At 60.3% G+C, this 16,464-nt stretch carries 18 protein-coding genes and 1 tRNA gene; 12 read left to right on the forward strand and 7 right to left on the reverse strand.

Features of this window, described 5'->3' with window-relative positions; genetic code table 11:
• The first annotated feature begins 118 nt into the window (after positions 1-118).
• The 7 genes from rbfA (at position 119) to BSY240_RS13330 (ending at position 7,050) form a co-directional block, all read left to right on the forward strand.
• Entirely contained in the window at positions 119-523 is a 405-nt protein-coding gene (gene rbfA, locus BSY240_RS13300) for a 30S ribosome-binding factor RbfA (protein WP_054149385.1), read from the forward strand.
• Between the two features lie 12 nt (positions 524-535).
• Positions 536-1,465, forward strand: a complete 930-nt coding sequence (gene truB / locus BSY240_RS13305) for a tRNA pseudouridine(55) synthase TruB (protein ID WP_006725259.1) — start codon at positions 536-538, stop codon at positions 1,463-1,465.
• Positions 1,466-1,615: 150 nt separating this feature from the next.
• Positions 1,616-1,885 (forward strand): 30S ribosomal protein S15, encoded by a 270-nt coding sequence (rpsO, locus tag BSY240_RS13310; protein WP_006725260.1) that lies wholly within the window; start codon positions 1,616-1,618, stop codon positions 1,883-1,885.
• Between the two features lie 316 nt (positions 1,886-2,201).
• Complete coding sequence (gene pnp / locus BSY240_RS13315; RefSeq protein WP_069042625.1) at positions 2,202-4,346, forward strand: polyribonucleotide nucleotidyltransferase; 2,145 nt, start codon at positions 2,202-2,204, stop codon at positions 4,344-4,346.
• Positions 4,347-4,422: 76 nt separating this feature from the next.
• Positions 4,423-5,439 (forward strand): class I SAM-dependent methyltransferase, encoded by a 1,017-nt coding sequence (locus BSY240_RS13320; protein WP_069042626.1) that lies wholly within the window; start codon positions 4,423-4,425, stop codon positions 5,437-5,439.
• A 116-nt stretch (positions 5,440-5,555) separates the two neighbouring features.
• Positions 5,556-6,578: an AraC family transcriptional regulator gene (locus BSY240_RS13325; RefSeq protein WP_069042627.1), complete on the forward strand. Its 1,023-nt coding sequence runs from the start codon at positions 5,556-5,558 to the stop codon at positions 6,576-6,578.
• 283 nt (positions 6,579-6,861) lie between these two features.
• Positions 6,862-7,050 (forward strand): LuxR C-terminal-related transcriptional regulator, encoded by a 189-nt coding sequence (locus tag BSY240_RS13330; protein ID WP_236759254.1) that lies wholly within the window; start codon positions 6,862-6,864, stop codon positions 7,048-7,050.
• Between the two features lie 87 nt (positions 7,051-7,137).
• Here the strand turns inward: BSY240_RS13330 and fabB are convergent, their stop codons facing one another.
• Complete coding sequence (gene fabB, locus BSY240_RS13335) at positions 7,138-8,361, reverse strand: beta-ketoacyl-ACP synthase I (protein WP_054149381.1); 1,224 nt, start codon at positions 8,359-8,361, stop codon at positions 7,138-7,140.
• A gap of 44 nt (positions 8,362-8,405) precedes the next feature.
• Positions 8,406-8,921, reverse strand: a complete 516-nt coding sequence (gene fabA, locus BSY240_RS13340) for a 3-hydroxyacyl-[acyl-carrier-protein] dehydratase FabA (protein WP_054149380.1) — start codon at positions 8,919-8,921, stop codon at positions 8,406-8,408.
• 304 nt (positions 8,922-9,225) lie between these two features.
• Between fabA and irrA the strand changes: the two genes are divergently transcribed.
• Positions 9,226-9,642: an iron response transcriptional regulator IrrA gene (gene irrA / locus BSY240_RS13345; protein WP_006725267.1), complete on the forward strand. Its 417-nt coding sequence runs from the start codon at positions 9,226-9,228 to the stop codon at positions 9,640-9,642.
• A gap of 18 nt (positions 9,643-9,660) precedes the next feature.
• On the opposite strand, the gene BSY240_RS13350 is transcribed toward irrA, so the two are convergent.
• Complete coding sequence (locus BSY240_RS13350; protein ID WP_054149379.1) at positions 9,661-10,296, reverse strand: trimeric intracellular cation channel family protein; 636 nt, start codon at positions 10,294-10,296, stop codon at positions 9,661-9,663.
• Between the two features lie 125 nt (positions 10,297-10,421).
• Here BSY240_RS13350 and BSY240_RS13355 point away from each other — a divergent pair, with 125 nt between their 5' ends.
• Entirely contained in the window at positions 10,422-10,895 is a 474-nt protein-coding gene (locus BSY240_RS13355; protein WP_054149378.1) for a hypothetical protein, read from the forward strand.
• A gap of 3 nt (positions 10,896-10,898) precedes the next feature.
• Here the strand turns inward: BSY240_RS13355 and BSY240_RS13360 are convergent, their stop codons facing one another.
• Complete coding sequence (locus BSY240_RS13360; protein WP_069042629.1) at positions 10,899-11,690, reverse strand: YdcF family protein; 792 nt, start codon at positions 11,688-11,690, stop codon at positions 10,899-10,901.
• 139 nt (positions 11,691-11,829) lie between these two features.
• Between BSY240_RS13360 and BSY240_RS13365 the strand changes: the two genes are divergently transcribed.
• Entirely contained in the window at positions 11,830-12,027 is a 198-nt protein-coding gene (locus tag BSY240_RS13365) for a hypothetical protein (protein WP_069042630.1), read from the forward strand.
• A gap of 43 nt (positions 12,028-12,070) precedes the next feature.
• Here BSY240_RS13365 and BSY240_RS13370 read toward each other — a convergent pair whose 3' ends face one another.
• The 3 genes from BSY240_RS13370 to BSY240_RS13380 all read right to left on the reverse strand — a co-directional run bounded on the left by BSY240_RS13370 (position 12,071) and on the right by BSY240_RS13380 (position 13,703).
• Positions 12,071-12,940: a TIR domain-containing protein gene (locus BSY240_RS13370; protein ID WP_069042631.1), complete on the reverse strand. Its 870-nt coding sequence runs from the start codon at positions 12,938-12,940 to the stop codon at positions 12,071-12,073.
• Between the two features lie 145 nt (positions 12,941-13,085).
• Positions 13,086-13,161 (reverse strand) — tRNA-Ala (locus BSY240_RS13375).
• Positions 13,162-13,316: 155 nt separating this feature from the next.
• Positions 13,317-13,703 (reverse strand): TIGR02300 family protein, encoded by a 387-nt coding sequence (locus BSY240_RS13380; protein ID WP_054149375.1) that lies wholly within the window; start codon positions 13,701-13,703, stop codon positions 13,317-13,319.
• Positions 13,704-13,923: 220 nt separating this feature from the next.
• Between BSY240_RS13380 and cmk the strand changes: the two genes are divergently transcribed.
• On the forward strand, positions 13,924-14,550 hold the full coding sequence (gene cmk / locus BSY240_RS13385; protein ID WP_150127473.1) for a (d)CMP kinase: 627 nt from the start codon (positions 13,924-13,926) through the stop codon (positions 14,548-14,550).
• A gap of 152 nt (positions 14,551-14,702) precedes the next feature.
• Complete coding sequence (gene rpsA, locus BSY240_RS13390) at positions 14,703-16,406, forward strand: 30S ribosomal protein S1 (protein ID WP_054149374.1); 1,704 nt, start codon at positions 14,703-14,705, stop codon at positions 16,404-16,406.
• The last annotated feature ends 58 nt before the right edge of the window (positions 16,407-16,464 follow it).

Here is a 16,464-nt window from a genome sequence, read left to right on the forward strand (position 1 = left end):
GATATTCCGGCGCTCGCTGTTTATGGGATCGTGACATCCGGCATTGGCCGGATGAACCACAATTACGGCATGACGCAGCAGGCAAGCGCCCCCGATGTCATGCGAAAGGCTTTGAACCATGACAAAACCAACCTCTTCGGCACCTTCGCAGCGCATGCTGCGCGTCGGCGAGCAGGTGCGTGCCGCCATCACCCAGGTCCTGCAGCGCGGCGAAGTCCGCGACGAGGTGATCGAAAAAACCGTCATCTCCATCTCCGAAGTCCGCATGTCGCCGGACCTCAAGATGGCGACCGCTTATGTCACGCCGCTCGGCGTCAAGGACCATGACACGGTCATTGCAGCCCTCAACAAGCACGCCAAATACATTCGCGGCCGGCTGGGCAACCAGCTCCGGCAGCTGAAATACATGCCGGAAGTCCGTTTCCGCGACGACACCAGCTTCGACAACTACCAGAAGATCGATGCGCTGCTGCGTTCGCCGGAGGTCCAGCGCGACCTCGGCTCCGACGAAGATCAAGACTGAGAAAAGACCTAGATGTCCAAACCCCGCAAGCCCAAGGGCCGCCCGATTTCGGGCTGGCTCATTCTCGACAAGCCGGTGGATTTCGGCTCGACCGAGGCCGTCGGCAAGATCAAGTGGCTGTTCAACGCCCAGAAGGCCGGTCATGCCGGCACGCTCGATCCGCTCGCATCAGGCATGCTGCCGATTGCACTCGGCGATGCGACGAAGACCGTCCCTTACGTCATGGACGGCCGCAAGATCTACGAATTCACGGTGACCTGGGGCGAGGAGCGCTCGACGGACGATCTCGAGGGCGAGGTGACGCAGAGCTCCGACAAGCGCCCTGCAAAGAGCGACATCGAGGCGTTGCTGCCCAACTACACCGGCACCATCAGCCAGATCCCGCCGCAGTTCTCGGCGATCAAGATTGCCGGCGAGCGGGCCTATGATCTCGCCCGCGATGGCGAGACAGTCGAGATCCCCTCTCGCGAGGTCGAGGTTCACCGCCTGACGCTGCTGAACTGCGAAGGCGACAAGGCACATTTCGAGGTTGAATGCGGCAAAGGCACTTACGTGCGCTCGCTGGCCCGCGACTTTGGTCGCGATCTCGGCTGCTACGGCCATATCTCCTCGCTCCGCCGCACCTTCGTGGCCCCGTTTGCCGAGGAGATGATGGTGCCGCTCGCGGAGCTCGTGGCGCTCGAAGCCATCGAGGACCGGGATGAGCGGCTGGCCGCTCTCGATGCATTCCTCGGCGATACGGCAGAAGCGCTTTCCGCCCTGCCGCAGCTCAGGATCACCGATGACCAGGCGCATCGGCTGCGCATGGGCAACCCGATCATCCTGCGCGGCCGCGATGCACCCGTTGCAGAGCCTGAGGCCGTGGCGCTTGCCGGCGGCAAGTTGATCGCCATCGGCGAGATCGCGGGCGGCGAGTTTCACCCGCGGCGCGTCTTCGCCTGACGCCTTCCCGCCGCCTGCTCTTTCCTTTCTTGAGGGAATGGAGTATAGGCGGCGGCAGCTGGCCCTTCGGGTGCCTGCATTCACGGCCAATGCTGGACGACATCCCGGCGTTTGGCGACCTGTTTCTCCTTATTCTAGAAAGGATTCACGATGTCGATCACTGCAGAGCGCAAGGCCGCCCTCATCAAGGAATACGCAATCAAGGAAGGCGACACCGGTTCTCCGGAAGTTCAGGTCGCAATCCTGACCGAGCGTATCACCAACCTGACGGAACACTTCAAGGGTCACAAGAAGGACAACCACTCGCGTCGTGGCCTTCTGACCATGGTTTCGACCCGCCGTTCGCTTCTCGACTATGTCAAGAAGCAGGATGAGGCTCGCTACACGACCCTGATCACGCGCCTCGGCATCCGCCGCTAACGACTTCCCGGCGGACCTTCTTCACGAAGGTCCGCCGGTTGCCTTTCCGGGTCAGGCTACAAGACCCGCGACTGGTTCCGCGCGAAGACCGCCCGGAACGAACGACAGGCCGGATGGGCCGGATCTGTCGACGACAACCGATGACCTGTCATGGGGCAGGATTGTTGGATGCTTCCGCACCCTGTCGGGTGCTCGAACCGGCCAATGCCGAAACCGAAGCCTCCCACTGTCTTGCCCGTGATTGCGTCAGCACATTGCAGACCAACCGCCCCCTGCCCATTCGGCAGGACGAAGGTCCGCATATGAAGGACAAGATATGTTTGATGTTCACAGCGTTGAGATCGAGTGGGCAGGCCGCCCGCTGAAGCTCGAGACCGGCAAGATCGCCCGCCAGGCTGACGGTGCCGTTCTCGCCACTTATGGCGAAACCGTCGTTCTCGCCACCGTCGTTTCGGCCAAGTCGCCGAAGCCGGGCCAGGATTTCTTCCCGCTCACCGTCAATTACCAGGAAAAGACCTACGCCGCCGGCAAGATCCCGGGTGGCTACTTCAAGCGCGAAGGTCGTCCGTCGGAAAAGGAAACGCTGGTTTCCCGTCTGATCGACCGTCCGATCCGCCCGCTCTTCCCGGAAGGCTACAAGAACGACACCCAGGTCGTCGTCACCGTCGTCCAGCATGACCTCGAAAACGATCCGGACGTATTGTCGATGGTTGCCGCTTCGGCAGCGCTGACGCTCTCCGGCGTGCCCTTCATGGGCCCGGTCGGCGGCGCTCGCGTCGGCTACATCAACGGCGAATATGTTCTGAACCCGCATCTCGACGAGATGGACGAGTCGGTTCTGGATCTGGTCGTCGCCGGCACCCAGGACGCCGTCCTGATGGTCGAGTCGGAAGCCAAGGAACTCAACGAAGACATCATGCTCGGCGCCGTCATGTTCGGCCACAAGGGCTTCCAGCCGGTCATCGACGCGATCATCAAGCTCGCTGAAGTGGCTGCCAAGGAGCCGCGCGAGTTCGAACCGGAGGATCATTCCGCTCTCGAAGCTGAAATGCTGTCGATCGCCGAAACCGAACTGCGCGCAGCCTACAAGATCACCCAGAAGGCTGATCGCTACACCGCCGTCGACGCCGTCAAGGCCAAGGTGAAGGCACATTTCTTCCCGGAAGGTGCAGAACCGAAGTATTCGAACGAAGTCATCGGTGCCGTCTTCAAGCACCTGCAGGCGAAGATCGTTCGCTGGAACATCCTCGACACGAAGAGCCGCATCGACGGTCGTGACCTGTCGACCGTTCGTGCGATCGTGTCGGAAGTCGGTATCCTGCCGCGCACGCATGGTTCGGCCCTCTTCACCCGCGGCGAGACGCAGGCAATCGTTGTTGCCACGCTCGGTACCGGCGAAGACGAACAGTATGTCGACAGCCTGACCGGCATGTACAAGGAACGCTTCCTTCTGCATTACAACTTCCCGCCCTACTCCGTCGGTGAAACCGGCCGCATGGGTTCGCCGGGTCGTCGCGAAATCGGTCACGGCAAGCTCGCATGGCGCGCTATCCGTCCGATGCTGCCGTCGGCTGAGCAGTTCCCCTACACGCTGCGCGTCGTCTCCGAGATCACCGAGTCGAACGGCTCGTCCTCGATGGCAACCGTCTGCGGCACCTCGCTCGCACTGATGGACGCTGGCGTTCCGCTGGCCAAGCCGGTTGCCGGTATCGCCATGGGTCTGATCCTCGAAGGCGAGCGCTTTGCGGTTCTCTCCGACATCCTGGGTGACGAAGACCATCTCGGCGACATGGACTTCAAGGTTGCGGGTACTGCCGACGGCATCACCTCGCTGCAGATGGACATCAAGATCGCCGGCATCACCGAAGAGATCATGAAGGTTGCACTCGGCCAGGCTCAGGGTGGCCGCAAGCACATCCTGAACGAAATGGCGAACGCCCTTTCGGAAAGCCGCGGCCAACTCGGCGAATTCGCACCGCGCATCGAAGTGATGAACATCCCGGTCGACAAGATCCGTGAAGTCATCGGCTCGGGCGGCAAGGTCATCCGCGAAATCGTCGAAAAGACCGGCGCCAAGATCAACATCGAAGACGACGGCACCGTGAAGATCGCCTCCGCCTCCGGCAAGGAGATCGAAGCGGCCCGCAAGTGGATCCATTCGATCGTGGCCGAGCCAGAAGTTGGCGTGATCTACGAAGGTACCGTTGTGAAGACCGCCGACTTCGGCGCATTCGTCAACTTCTTCGGTTCGCGTGACGGCCTCGTTCACATCTCGCAGCTGGCTTCCGAGCGCGTGGCCAAGACCTCCGACGTCGTCAAGGAAGGCGACAAGGTCTGGGTCAAGCTCATGGGCTTCGACGAGCGCGGCAAGGTCCGCCTGTCGATGAAGGTCGTCGATCAGGCAACCGGCCAGGAAATCGCTGCCGAGAAGAAGAAGGAAGACGGCGAAGCAGCTGAGTAAGCTGACGTCGTTCCCGATCCGAGGCGCGGGAGAATTTCCCGCGCCTTTTTTGTTCGCCGAGAAAGAAGACCGAGCCATGAGCCGCGAAACGCTGAAGACCCTGTTCCACCCCTTCGTCACCGAAACCGTCGCCCTTCCCGAAGCTGGAAGTCGCTACCTGTTTCTCGGCGCTGAAGCGGGATTTGCCAAGCCCGAGGGCTTTGCCGCCGAACTGACCGTGGTTCAGGATTTCCGCCCGGAATTCCGGCGCCTCGAAGCCAGCCACCTCCAGCCCGTCCCGATCGTCGATGGCGAGGGCTACGACGGTGCCCTCATCCTCTGCGGCAAGCACAAGGGCGTCAACGAGGACCGCGTTGCCGAAGCGCTGCGGCGGGTGAAAGCCGGCGGGATGATCCTGGTTGCAGGCGCCAAGGAAGACGGCATTCTGCCGCTGCGCAAGCAGCTGGACCGGCTCGGCCTTTCGCCGGAATCCATGCCGAAATACCACGGCGTCGTCGTCTGGTTCAGCACGCCCGAGGATTCCTCGGCAATCGTTTCGACGCTTTCCGCCAAGCCGGTCACGGTCGACGGACGTTTCGAGACGCGCTCCGGTCTCTTCTCACATGCCCATGCCGACGAAGGCTCCGAACTGCTCGCGAGCCGCCTGCCGACGGCCTTCGACGGCAATGCGGCCGATTTCGGCGCTGGCTGGGGATATCTCTCGGTCATGCTGGCTGACGCTTCGCCCCGTACCAATCGCATCGATCTTTTCGAAGCGAGCCACGAGGCACTCGAGCATGCCAAGCGCAATCTGGCGCGCAACTGCCCTGATCTGACGACACGGTTTTTCTGGCAGGATCTCGGCAACGAGCCGCCGAAGGAAAAATACGACCTCGTCATCATGAACCCGCCCTTCCATGAGGGTCATGCCGCCGAGCCGTCTATCGGCGCTGCGATGATAAAAGCTGCAGCGGATTCGCTGCGCGGCGGCGGCGATCTTCTGATGGTGGCGAACCGGGGCCTGCCCTATGAGCCTGTCCTGGCTCAGCATTTCAAGCAGCATGGCGAAGTCTGCCGAAATGCTCGCTTTAAGGTCCTCTGGGCAAAGCGCTGATGCCAAAGCGATCGTGATCGGGAGCGGGCGGCCTTAGACTACGCGCCCCTCGACTCCGGATCGCACCTACCTTAGCATCTGGCGCCATAAGCTTCACTTCTGGCGCCAGCGGTCTCATGCCTTCTCGGAATCTCACCGATGAATTGACCACCGTGGCCGGCCTCGCCTCAGCGGTGGTCGAGCATGCCCAGTCCTATGGCATCGACATAAAGCCCATTTGCAAGGCGCTGGAGATCGATCCGGAGATTTTCCAGAGCCTCACTGCGCGCATCAGCCTCGACCGCCTGTGCAGGCTCCTGGAGACCTGCGCGCTCCTGTCCGACGATGAGGCATTCGCGCTTACAAGCATCACGCGATATGAGGCAGGCTCGACCGGTCCGTTCGGATATGGATTGATGGCCGCGCCGACAGGGCTGGATTTCGTCCAGTTTCTCGACGACCACATCCAGTATGCCACCCAGACCAGCTATTCCAAGCTTACGCTTGGCGACCGAGGCGCGTATATCGCCTGGACCTTCGCTCCCATCATCGTAAAACGCGACCAGTATGTCGATATGTCGGTCGGGCTGGTGATGCAACGAGCCCAGGCGTTTGCCACCAGCGACAGTATCGAGGTACAACTGGAAAGACCGGCTCCCCGCAATCACAAGCCCTTTCGACAATTGCTGTCGCGACGCGTCAGTTTCGGGGCGCGCGTGAACTGCGTGCATTTCCCGCCAAGCTTCCTTCAAGCCCAGAATCCCACGGGCGACCGCAGGCTTTTTGAACTGATGGATCTGCAGTGTCGGAGCCTGAGGCCACCGACGCCGGAGAAAAGCGCCGACTTCCTCGACCAGGTCCGTCGCTACCTGCTGCTGCACGTGTCGGATGACGATTATCCGCTCGCCGAGATCGCACCCTATTTCGGCTTGTCGGAGAGAACGTTCCAGCGCCGTCTGGCGGGTCACGGGACGAGCCTCAACGAGCTGCGGGATCAGATCCGCAAGGAAGTCAGCTTCAATCTGCTGACCGAAAGTGAACTGCCGATTTCGGAAATCTGCTACCGGCTCGGCTATTCCGCGCCGAGCGCTTTCACGCGCTCGGTCACGCGATGGTTCGGCACCACACCAACGGAAGTGCGGGAGCGGAAGTCGGCATGAGAGCTTCAGAAACTTGACAAGTGCAGAGTGATCCGGCGTAATCAGGCTATCAAAGCGCTTGGAGCGCTGAATTTCTCTTCTTTTAGCGTGTTCGGATAAGCGGTTGGCGTGCGATGTCAACGACGCAGGTCCGGCAGAATGCTATGAGCGCCGCCTGACGACCTGATGGATATCAAGTCGACCTTTCTCCAGTGCGGCAACAAAAATCATGAAAACCGATACCAAACGGGCAATCGGAAGATCGCCTGCTATTTCGATCCTTTCGGATCGGGAAATCCTCTGCTTGCAGCTCGTTGCCGAAGGCATGCGGTCGGACGAGGCGGCGAATGCGCTCGTGCTGTCACGGGAAGAGGTGAACCAGGCTCTGGTCAGCGCTCAAGATAAGCTTGAAGCGAGCAATCTGATGCATGCGGTGAGCCTCGCCATGCTGATCGGCGTCATTGACCATACCGATCCTCATCAACCGAAGTAAGCCGTACTCCCACGGCTGGCGGACCACTTCGGATGAACGCCTGGCGCGGCAACGCGCCAGGCTTTTTTTATTCTGACGTCTCGACGATCAGCCTTGATGGCGCTGGAAGACCAGCGTCGCGTTGGTACCGCCGAAGCCGAAGGAATTCGACAGCACGGTATCGATCTTTGCGTTGTCGATGCGCTTGCGAACAACCGGCACACCTTCGAACTCGGGATCGAGTTCGGTGATGTGCGCGCTTTCGCCGATGAAGCCGGCCTGCATCATCAGGAGACCATAGATCGATTCCTGCACGCCGGCAGCACCGAGTGAGTGACCGGTTAGCGACTTGGTCGACTGGATATGCGGGATCTTGTCGCCGAAGACTTCGCGGATTGCGCCGATTTCCTTGCTATCACCCACCGGCGTCGAAGTGCCATGGGTGTTGATGTAATCGACATCGCCCTTCACAGTCGACAGGGCCTGGCGCATGCAGCGGATCGCGCCTTCGCCCGAGGGAGCGACCATGTCGTAGCCGTCGGAGGTGGCACCATAGCCGACGACCTCGGCATAGATCTTGGCGCCGCGGGCCTTGGCATGCTCGAGCTCTTCGAGGACCAGAACGCCAGCGCCGCCGGCGATGACGAAGCCGTCACGCGAGACGTCATAGGCGCGCGAGGCGGTCGAAGGTGTGTCGTTGTACTTCGACGACATGGCGCCCATAGCATCGAACAGGCTGGACATCGTCCAGTCGAGATCTTCGTGGCCGCCAGCAAAGACCATGTCCTGCTTGCCCCACTGGATCATCTCATAGGCGTTGCCGATGCAGTGCGCCGAGGTCGAGCAGGCGGACGAGATCGAGTAGTTGACGCCGTGCAGCTTGAACCAGGTGGCAAGCGTTGCGGATGCCGTCGACGACATCGCCTTCGGAACGGCAAAGGGGCCGATGCGTTTCGGGCTGTTGTTCTGGCGGACGATATCGGCAGCTTCGACGATCTGCTTGGTCGACGGACCACCGGAGCCCATGATGATGCCGACGCGCTCATTCTGCTGATAATCGGCCTCTTCGAGACCGGCATCGGCGATGGCCTGCTTCATGGCCACATGGTTCCAGGCACCGCCCTGGGACAGGAAACGCATGGCACGACGGTCAACCAGATCGGTCGGGTCCAAACCGGGCTTGCCCCAGACCTGGCACTTGAAGCCGTGTTCGGCGAAATCGGGAGAAAAGGTGATGCCCGACTTGGCGTCGCGCAGCGATGCTGTGACTTCGGCGGCATCGGCACCGATGGAGGACACGATGCCAAGACCTGTTACTACAACCCGTCTCATCTCTCAGACCTTCTTTATAAACTTCAGGTGCGGACCGGGCCGGTTCAGGCCGCCTTGTCCTTCGACAGACCGACGCGCAGGTCGGATGCCTGGTAGATAGTTTCGCCATCGGCCTTTAACCAGCCATCGGCCGTGCCGAGCACCAGGCGACCGCGCATGACGCGCTTGAAGTCGATGCCGTATTCGAGAAGTTTCGTCTCGGGGCGCACCATGCCCTTGAACTTCACTTCGCCCGTTGACAGCGCCATGCCGCGGCCGGGTTCTCCCAGCCAGCCGAGGAAGAAGCCGGTCAGCTGCCACATGCCGTCGAGGCCAAGGCAGCCCGGCATGATGGGGTTGCCCTGGAAATGGCAGGGGAAATACCAATCATCGGGACGGACATCGTATTCGGCACGAATATAGCCCTTGTCGAAGGCACCGCCGGTTTCGGAAATGTCTGTGATCCGGTGCACCATCAGCATGGGCGGCAGGGGGAGCTGCGCGTTGCCCTCGCCGAAGAGTTCACCGCGGCCGCAGGCGAGGATTTCGTCGTAGTTATAGCTGGACTGTCTCGTAACCATTGTTCTTCTTCTTCCCCCCTCTGCTTCAGATATCCGGGACCCATTAGAGCAAGACGGTGGCAAATTGAAGCCCCGCAGCCGCTCCGCCGGTTTCCTTAAGGCCTTGCCGGCCTCATCCTCATATCATCGTCGCATACAGGAAGGAAAAGGGCATCACCAGACCCGAAACATCAAAAACCGCCCGACAGCAGGCGTCACAAGGCTTCTCGTTACCGTATCTATTGAAAGAGCCTGATTTTGCAGCTATATCCACACGTGTGGAAGCTCATGCATGCCACGCAACGACTGGAGTGCGTCTTTGACGATGGCAACCTGCCAAACGGGTATCGAATTGAAACTGCGCCGCTCGGGCCTTCGCCCGACGAAGCAGCGTATTGCGCTGGCCGGCCTGCTGTTCGCAAAGGGTGACCGCCACCTGACCGTCGAAGAACTGCACGAAGAGGCGATCTCCGCCGATTTTCCCGTCTCGCTTGCGACCGTCTACAACACGCTGCACCAGTTCACCGAAGCAGGGCTGATCCGTGTTCTCGCGGTTGAAAGCTCCAAGACCTATTTCGACACGAACGTGTCCGACCATCACCATTTCTTCGTCGAAGGCGAGAACAAGGTGCTGGACATCCCGGTCAACAACATCAGCATCGACAATCTGCCGCCACCGCCGGAAGGCATGGAAATCGCGCATGTCGACGTTGTGATCCGGCTGCGCCCCAAGCAGGGCTGATCTCTCCCTCGCCTCGCCTCACATGACTTCATCCGGATGCCGGCCCGGCTTGTGTTTGTAGGTCGGAAACGTCCATCCGAAGTACAGCGCGCCGCCTCTGAGCGCAAACGCTGCCAACGCTCCGATCGCGGAGGCTGCATAAAGCGGCATGCCGAACTCGTTCGCCGCCGTGAAGACCGCCGCACCGACCAGAGCTGCGGTGATGTAGATCTCCGGCCGCAGAAGCACCGAGGGCTCATTGGCCAAGAGATCGCGCAACACACCGCCGAGGCTTGCCGTCAGGGTTCCCGTCACGATCGCAATTGTCGGGGAACCGGTTGCAGCGAGCCCCTTGGCCGCGCCCATGACGCAATAGGCCGAGAGCCCGATGGCATCGAGCCAGATCAACAGGCGATAACGCGATTCGACAAGATGGGCAGTGAAGAATACGACGACGCCGATCGCGCAGCAGATCAGGATGTAATCCGGATTCAGGACCCAGAACACCGGCACACGACCGAGCACGATGTCGCGCACCGTCCCGCCGCCGAGCCCGGTCACCACCGCGAAGAACAGAAAGCCGATCATATCGAGCTGCTTGCGCGACGCCGCAAGGGCGCCGGTGGCAGCAAACAGGGCAATGCCCGCATAATCGAGATAAGACAGGAGCGACATGGCTTCTTTCCTCGCTGGAGCCTCCGGTCCGGGCGAGATTTGCCGCACGCCGTTAAGGGTGAGGCAAGACGCAGCCGCTAGACTTCCCCCTCGTTCAGCACAGATTGCGATCCGGAGTCCAGACCGTGCCATTCCTATTCCGCCTCCTCCTCGTCGTCGCGACCGGCATTTTTGCCGCGCCCGCCTTCGCGCAGCAGGAATTGCTGACCGATCCCGAGATCTACGAGAAGAACCACTACGCCAAGCGCTGTGATGCCGTGCAGTTTGGCGGTCGTTTCATCGACCGAATCGACATCAACAACGACGGCATCACCGACGTCGTCACCAATAGCAGCGAAATCGTCTGCGACGGCGTGCGCGGGCCCGATTGCACGGCCGAAGGATGCCCCTTCAACTTCTATCTTCAGGTGAAGGAAGGTGGCTACTTCATGATCGCCACGGCGCAGATGTACTCCTACGATTTCATCCAGCGCTTCGGCAACATGGTCTTCATCCTGAAGATGCATCCGCGCTATTGCGAGCGGGAAGAGGGCCAGGAGCCTTGCGCGATGACGGTTCGCGTGCGTGGCACCAAATTCCTCACGATCTCGAAAAAGTGACGTTTACGGCGCGGGAAAGACGTCGTCGATCCTGCCGAGAATTCGATAGGCGGCAAGCCCCACCCACTCGCGGACGGCTGTCGACATCTGCTGCGCGTTCAAGGTCGGCTGCGTGAAGTCGAGCGCGAAGGACAGATCGCCGGCGGTGCGATAATCGACCGGCCAGGGCGCCACATCCACACCTGCCTTTCGAAACAGCCCGACGGAGCGTGGCATGTGGAAGGCAGACGTGATCAGCAGGCATTGCCCCAGATCGCGCTCGGACAGAAGTTCGCGGCTGTTCTTTGCGTTTTCATCGGTATTTCTGGATGTCGTTTCGGCGATGAGCCGGTCGCGTGATACCCCGAAAGCCTCGAAGAAACGGATCGAGGCCGCAGCATCGCCCTCATAGACGCCACTCAGGGATCCATCGCCGCCAGACACGAGAACGCTTGCCTCGGGATAGCCGATCGCCAGGCGCAGCGCTTCGACGAAGCGGTCGGCCGCCTGATTGAGATCCACGCCGCCACGGGCTGTCGTGACTTCGGTCTCGAAGGCACCACCCAGCACGATCATGCAGGATACGTCTGAGGGATCCACCACCGGCCGGGGAAATCGAGCCTCGAGGCTTTGCAGCAGCACGGAGCCAAGGGTCGTGTAGAGGGTGAGGAACAGAATCAGAAGCGAGAGCGACAGGGCGGCCACGGCCGACCGGAGCCAGCGGAACCAGATCAAGGCCAGCGCAAGCAGCCCAAGCAGGAAAACGAGCGAGAGCGGCTGGACGGCATTCCAGAACAGCTTTGAAATGACAAACACGCGCGCGCTCCTCACAAACATCTCAGGCCGTTGCGCGAGTTCCCCGCCCTAAGGGGAGGAAAGCTTCGCTCAAGCAGGCGTTACTAAACCCTCGTCCCACTGTCACCCATTTCGATTCTAAATTTTCCGGGAGGAAACCATGCGATTTGCCATCGACACCGTGGACGACTCCGGCAATGACCGTCTCTATATCGGCACGCCCGTTCATGTCAGCGGCGACAAGCTGCACCTGAAGCTTCGCGACGGAGAGGTGAAGCTCGAGATCCGCAAGATCATCGACTGGTTCCAGATCGATCTCTCGGAGAGCGGCGAGCGGGTGGAATTGTTTCGGCGGTGAGGACTAACCACTTAGATCTGTGACCCTGCGGATCTCCGAAGAGCTACGCCATGACCACATTCCAGTCTATCAAATAGCCAGCAGCCTGAAGCTCCTTCGACAGGGCAACCTTCCAGCCACCTCCACCGTCGAACGCCGTATAGATCACGCCATCAAAGTCGCTCGGGGTTTCCACATCGCCCTTCTTGAGGGCTGCAACGCGCTCGGGTCCCAATGCACCCAGAAAGAACCCGAGCTCCAAGATAACGTTCTGTCGGGCGCGGTGCTGGCCTCCAGTTGTCTCGTCGTCTGGCGAGAGGAGCACCACTGCAAAGCCTACATCCTTGGCCTCCTCCCGAAACTTCTGGATGATGGTACGGCCACGGTTGGGCTGCTCGTGCAGAATGATAGCGTCAAACCCAATAGACCCAAGAAAGCGCGCCACGCCCTCCTTCATGCCGTCATCATGGCCATGCACGATGAAGACCGTGCGGGAGGTAATATCTAAGGTGCGCGCCGGGGTGGCTCCGACCGGTGCCGTCTGAGCCTCATCCGTTGGAAAGTCCTCAAGGCGCTCCGTCAGGAAGGCGATTGCACTCTCAATCAACTGGATCGATTTGACCCTCTCCCTTGTGAGGGCCGTGATGACCTCGTGCGAAGACACTGGCCCAGCCATCGAGATGGGGTAGTTGAAGAACGCAGCCATATAGTACCGATCATGCTCCATGGTCCCTGCGCCAAACACCTCAACCATAGTCGCTTCAATAGCTGTGCGTAATGGTCGGGTTGTAGCGCTAGGATCACGAGGATCAACGGCGGTCGGATCGAACTGCTCAACTTCTTTTCGGCGCTGCTCAAGCCGCTTGATGCCACGCTCAATCTTCGCCCTCGTAAACTGGGCTGGCTGGTGGTCGGACGTTGGGCGGTGGGCCAAATCTGCTCTCCTGGTTGCGGATAAGCAATTTGCACCACAAAAATGCACTGAGTCGCTAGGCAGACTCTGTGCGTTTCCCGAGGAGTCCACAAAGCAAGATCCCGCAACACACTCAGAATCAAAGTCATTTATGTATCGGAAAATTTGGTGGAGCTAAGCGGGATCGAACCGCTGACCTCTTGCATGCCATGCAAGCGCTCTCCCAGCTGAGCTATAGCCCCATCAGGGTACCGGGTTTATTCCGGCTCCGGGAACCCGTTTGGAAGCACCGCTTCCGTCGGGGTGGCGGCTTGATACTTCCGGTAATCGGAGATGGCAAGCCGAAAAATGAAAGCCCGGGCATTTTTTTAGGCCCGGGCTCGAAATGCTTGAAATATCAGACTTCGTCGTCGTCGCCGGTGACGCCGATCAGGCCGGTCATGTCATCGTCGTCGTCGTCTTCGTCAGCTTCCAGGAAGGTGTCGTCATCGTCGCCGTCGATCTCGACGTCGTCGTCGCCCATATCAGGGATGTCGTCGCCGCTGGCCGTTTCGTCAGCGTCCTCGAGCGAGACGAGCTCGACATCGGTGTTTTCGGTATCGACTTCCGCGACGTCCTCTTCCTCAGCCTTTTCCATGATGGCTGCGACCGAGGTTTCCTCGAAATAGGAAAGCGGCCAGGACTTGTTCGTGTACGGCGACACGATCGGGTCCTTGTTCAGGTCGTAGAATTTCTTGCCGGTGTCGGGGCAAGTCCGTTTCGTTCCAAGTTCTGCCTTCGCCACTGTCAAAGCCTCATGAAGTCGTGAAGAATAAGGGCATGCGCCAAGCGCCCGGCGCGAGGCCGGCCAAACTGTAGTCGGTCCCCTTAATCGCTGATGCCCGTCCTGTCAAAGGCTATCTGCGCAGGTATTTTGGCAACCGGGGGTTCACATGCTTCGCTTGGCAAGGGCTGCCAAGATTTGTATCAGCGATGGCATCAACGATAGAGACAATGAGGACCGGATGATCATTGCAATCGACGGACCGGCCGCCGCCGGCAAGGGGACGCTGTCGCGCCGGATCGCGGAGACCTACGGGTTCCACCATCTCGACACCGGGCTCACCTATCGCGCGACCGCAAAGGCGCTGCTCGACGCCGGGTTATCCCTCGATGATGAGGCGGTGGCGGAGCGCATGGCGCTTGCCGTGGAGCTCGCCGGTTTGGACCGCGACGTTCTCTCGGCGCACGAGATCGGCGAAGCAGCGTCGAAGATCGCGGTCATGCCGGCCGTTCGCCGGGCGCTGGTCGAGGCACAGCGTGCCTTTTCGAAGCGCGCGCCCGGCACCGTGCTCGACGGCCGCGATATCGGCACCGTGGTCTGCCCGGATGCTCCGGTCAAACTTTACGTGACGGCGTCACCCGAGGTTCGTGCGAAACGCCGTTATGACGAGATCCTGTCGAAGGGCGGCAGCGCCGATTTCGACGCGATCTTCGCCGACGTGACGAAACGCGACGAGCGGGACATGGGACGGGCCGACAGCCCTTTGAAACCAGCTGAAGACGCGCACTTGCTAGATACTTCCGAAATGAGTATAGAGGCCGCATTCTTGGCGGCGAAGGCTCTCGTCGACGCTGCCCTGACGAAATGAAGTGACCAGGTTTCGGACAAGCCGAAGCCTGAGGGCCGACATCCAGTCCCCGCGCCGGAATTGCTCTTCTAAAAGAGCGGATCGGTTGTTGGCCAAGATCAACACTAGCCCCCGGCGCTCACGCATCCAGTTGGATGCGACCAGGAGATTTCATGTCTGTTTCTACCCCGTCGCGTGAGGACTTCGCAGCCCTCCTCGAAGAATCCTTTGCCAAGACCGATCTGGCAGAAGGCTATGTTGCCAAGGGCATCATCACGGCCATCGAGAAGGACGTCGCAATCGTTGACGTCGGCCTCAAGGTCGAAGGCCGTATCGCACTGAAGGAATTCGGTGCACGCGCCAAGGACGGCACGCTGAAGGTCGGCGACGAAGTCGAAGTTTACGTCGAGCGCATCGAAAACGCTCTCGGCGAAGCTGTTCTGTCGCGCGAGAAGGCTCGTCGCGAAGAAAGCTGGATCAAGCTCGAAGCCAAGTTCGAAGCTGGCGAGCGCGTTGAAGGCGTTATCTTCAACCAGGTCAAGGGCGGCTTCACGGTTGACCTCGACGGCGCTGTTGCCTTCCTTCCGCGTTCGCAGGTCGACATCCGTCCGATCCGCGACGTGACCCCGCTGATGCACAACCCGCAGCCCTTCGAAATCCTCAAGATGGACAAGCGTCGCGGCAACATCGTTGTTTCGCGTCGTACGGTTCTTGAAGAGTCGCGCGCCGAGCAGCGTTCGGAAATCGTGCAGAACCTCGAAGAAGGCCAGGTTGTTGACGGCGTCGTCAAGAACATCACCGATTACGGTGCGTTCGTTGACCTCGGCGGCATCGACGGCCTGCTGCATGTCACCGACATGGCATGGCGCCGCGTCAACCATCCTTCGGAAATCCTGTCCATCGGCCAGTCGGTCAAGGTTCAGATCATCCGTATCAACCAGGAAACCCACCGCATCTCGCTCGGCATGAAGCAGCTCGAGTCGGATCCGTGGGATGGCATCGCTGCCAAGTACCCGGTTGGCAAGAAGATCTCCGGTACCGTCACGAACATCACGGATTACGGTGCATTCGTCGAGCTGGAGCCGGGCATCGAAGGCCTGATCCACATCTCGGAAATGTCCTGGACGAAGAAGAACGTTCATCCCGGCAAGATCCTTTCGACCACGCAGGACGTCGACGTCGTCGTTCTCGAAGTCGATCCGTCCAAGCGCCGTATCTCGCTCGGTCTCAAGCAGACCCTCGAGAACCCGTGGCAGGCATTTGCCTTCAGCCATCCGGCCGGCACTGAAGTCGAAGGCGAAGTCAAGAACAAGACCGAGTTCGGCCTGTTCATTGGCCTCGAAGGCGACGTGGACGGCATGGTTCACCTGTCGGATCTCGACTGGAACCGTCCGGGCGAGCAGGTCATCGAAGAGTTCAACAAGGGTGACGTGGTCAAGGCCGTCGTTCTCGATGTTGACGTCGAGAAGGAACGCATCTCGCTCGGCATCAAGCAGCTCGGCCGCGACGCTGTCGGCGAAGCCGCAACTTCGGGCGAACTGCGCAAGAACGCTGTCGTTTCGTGCGAAGTCATCGGCATCAATGATGGTGGCGTCGAAGTGAAGCTCGTCAGCCACGAAGACATCACGTCCTTCATCCGCCGCAACGACCTGGCCCGCGATCGTGACGATCAGCGTCCGGAGCGTTTCTCGGTTGGTCAGGTTTTTGACGCTCGCGTCACCAACTTCTCCAAGAAGGACCGCAAGGTCATGCTGTCGATCAAGGCTCTCGAGATCGCAGAAGAGAAGGAAGCCGTTGCTCAGTTCGGTTCGTCCGACTCTGGCGCTTCGCTCGGCGACATTCTGGGTGCAGCCCTGAAGAACCGCAACAACGACTAATCCTCGCTGTTCGCTGAATGCAAAGAACCCGCCGGGAGCGATCCCGGCGGGTTTTTCT

It is taken from the genome of Agrobacterium sp. RAC06 (genome assembly GCF_001713475.1).
GTDB lineage: Bacteria > Pseudomonadota > Alphaproteobacteria > Rhizobiales > Rhizobiaceae > Allorhizobium.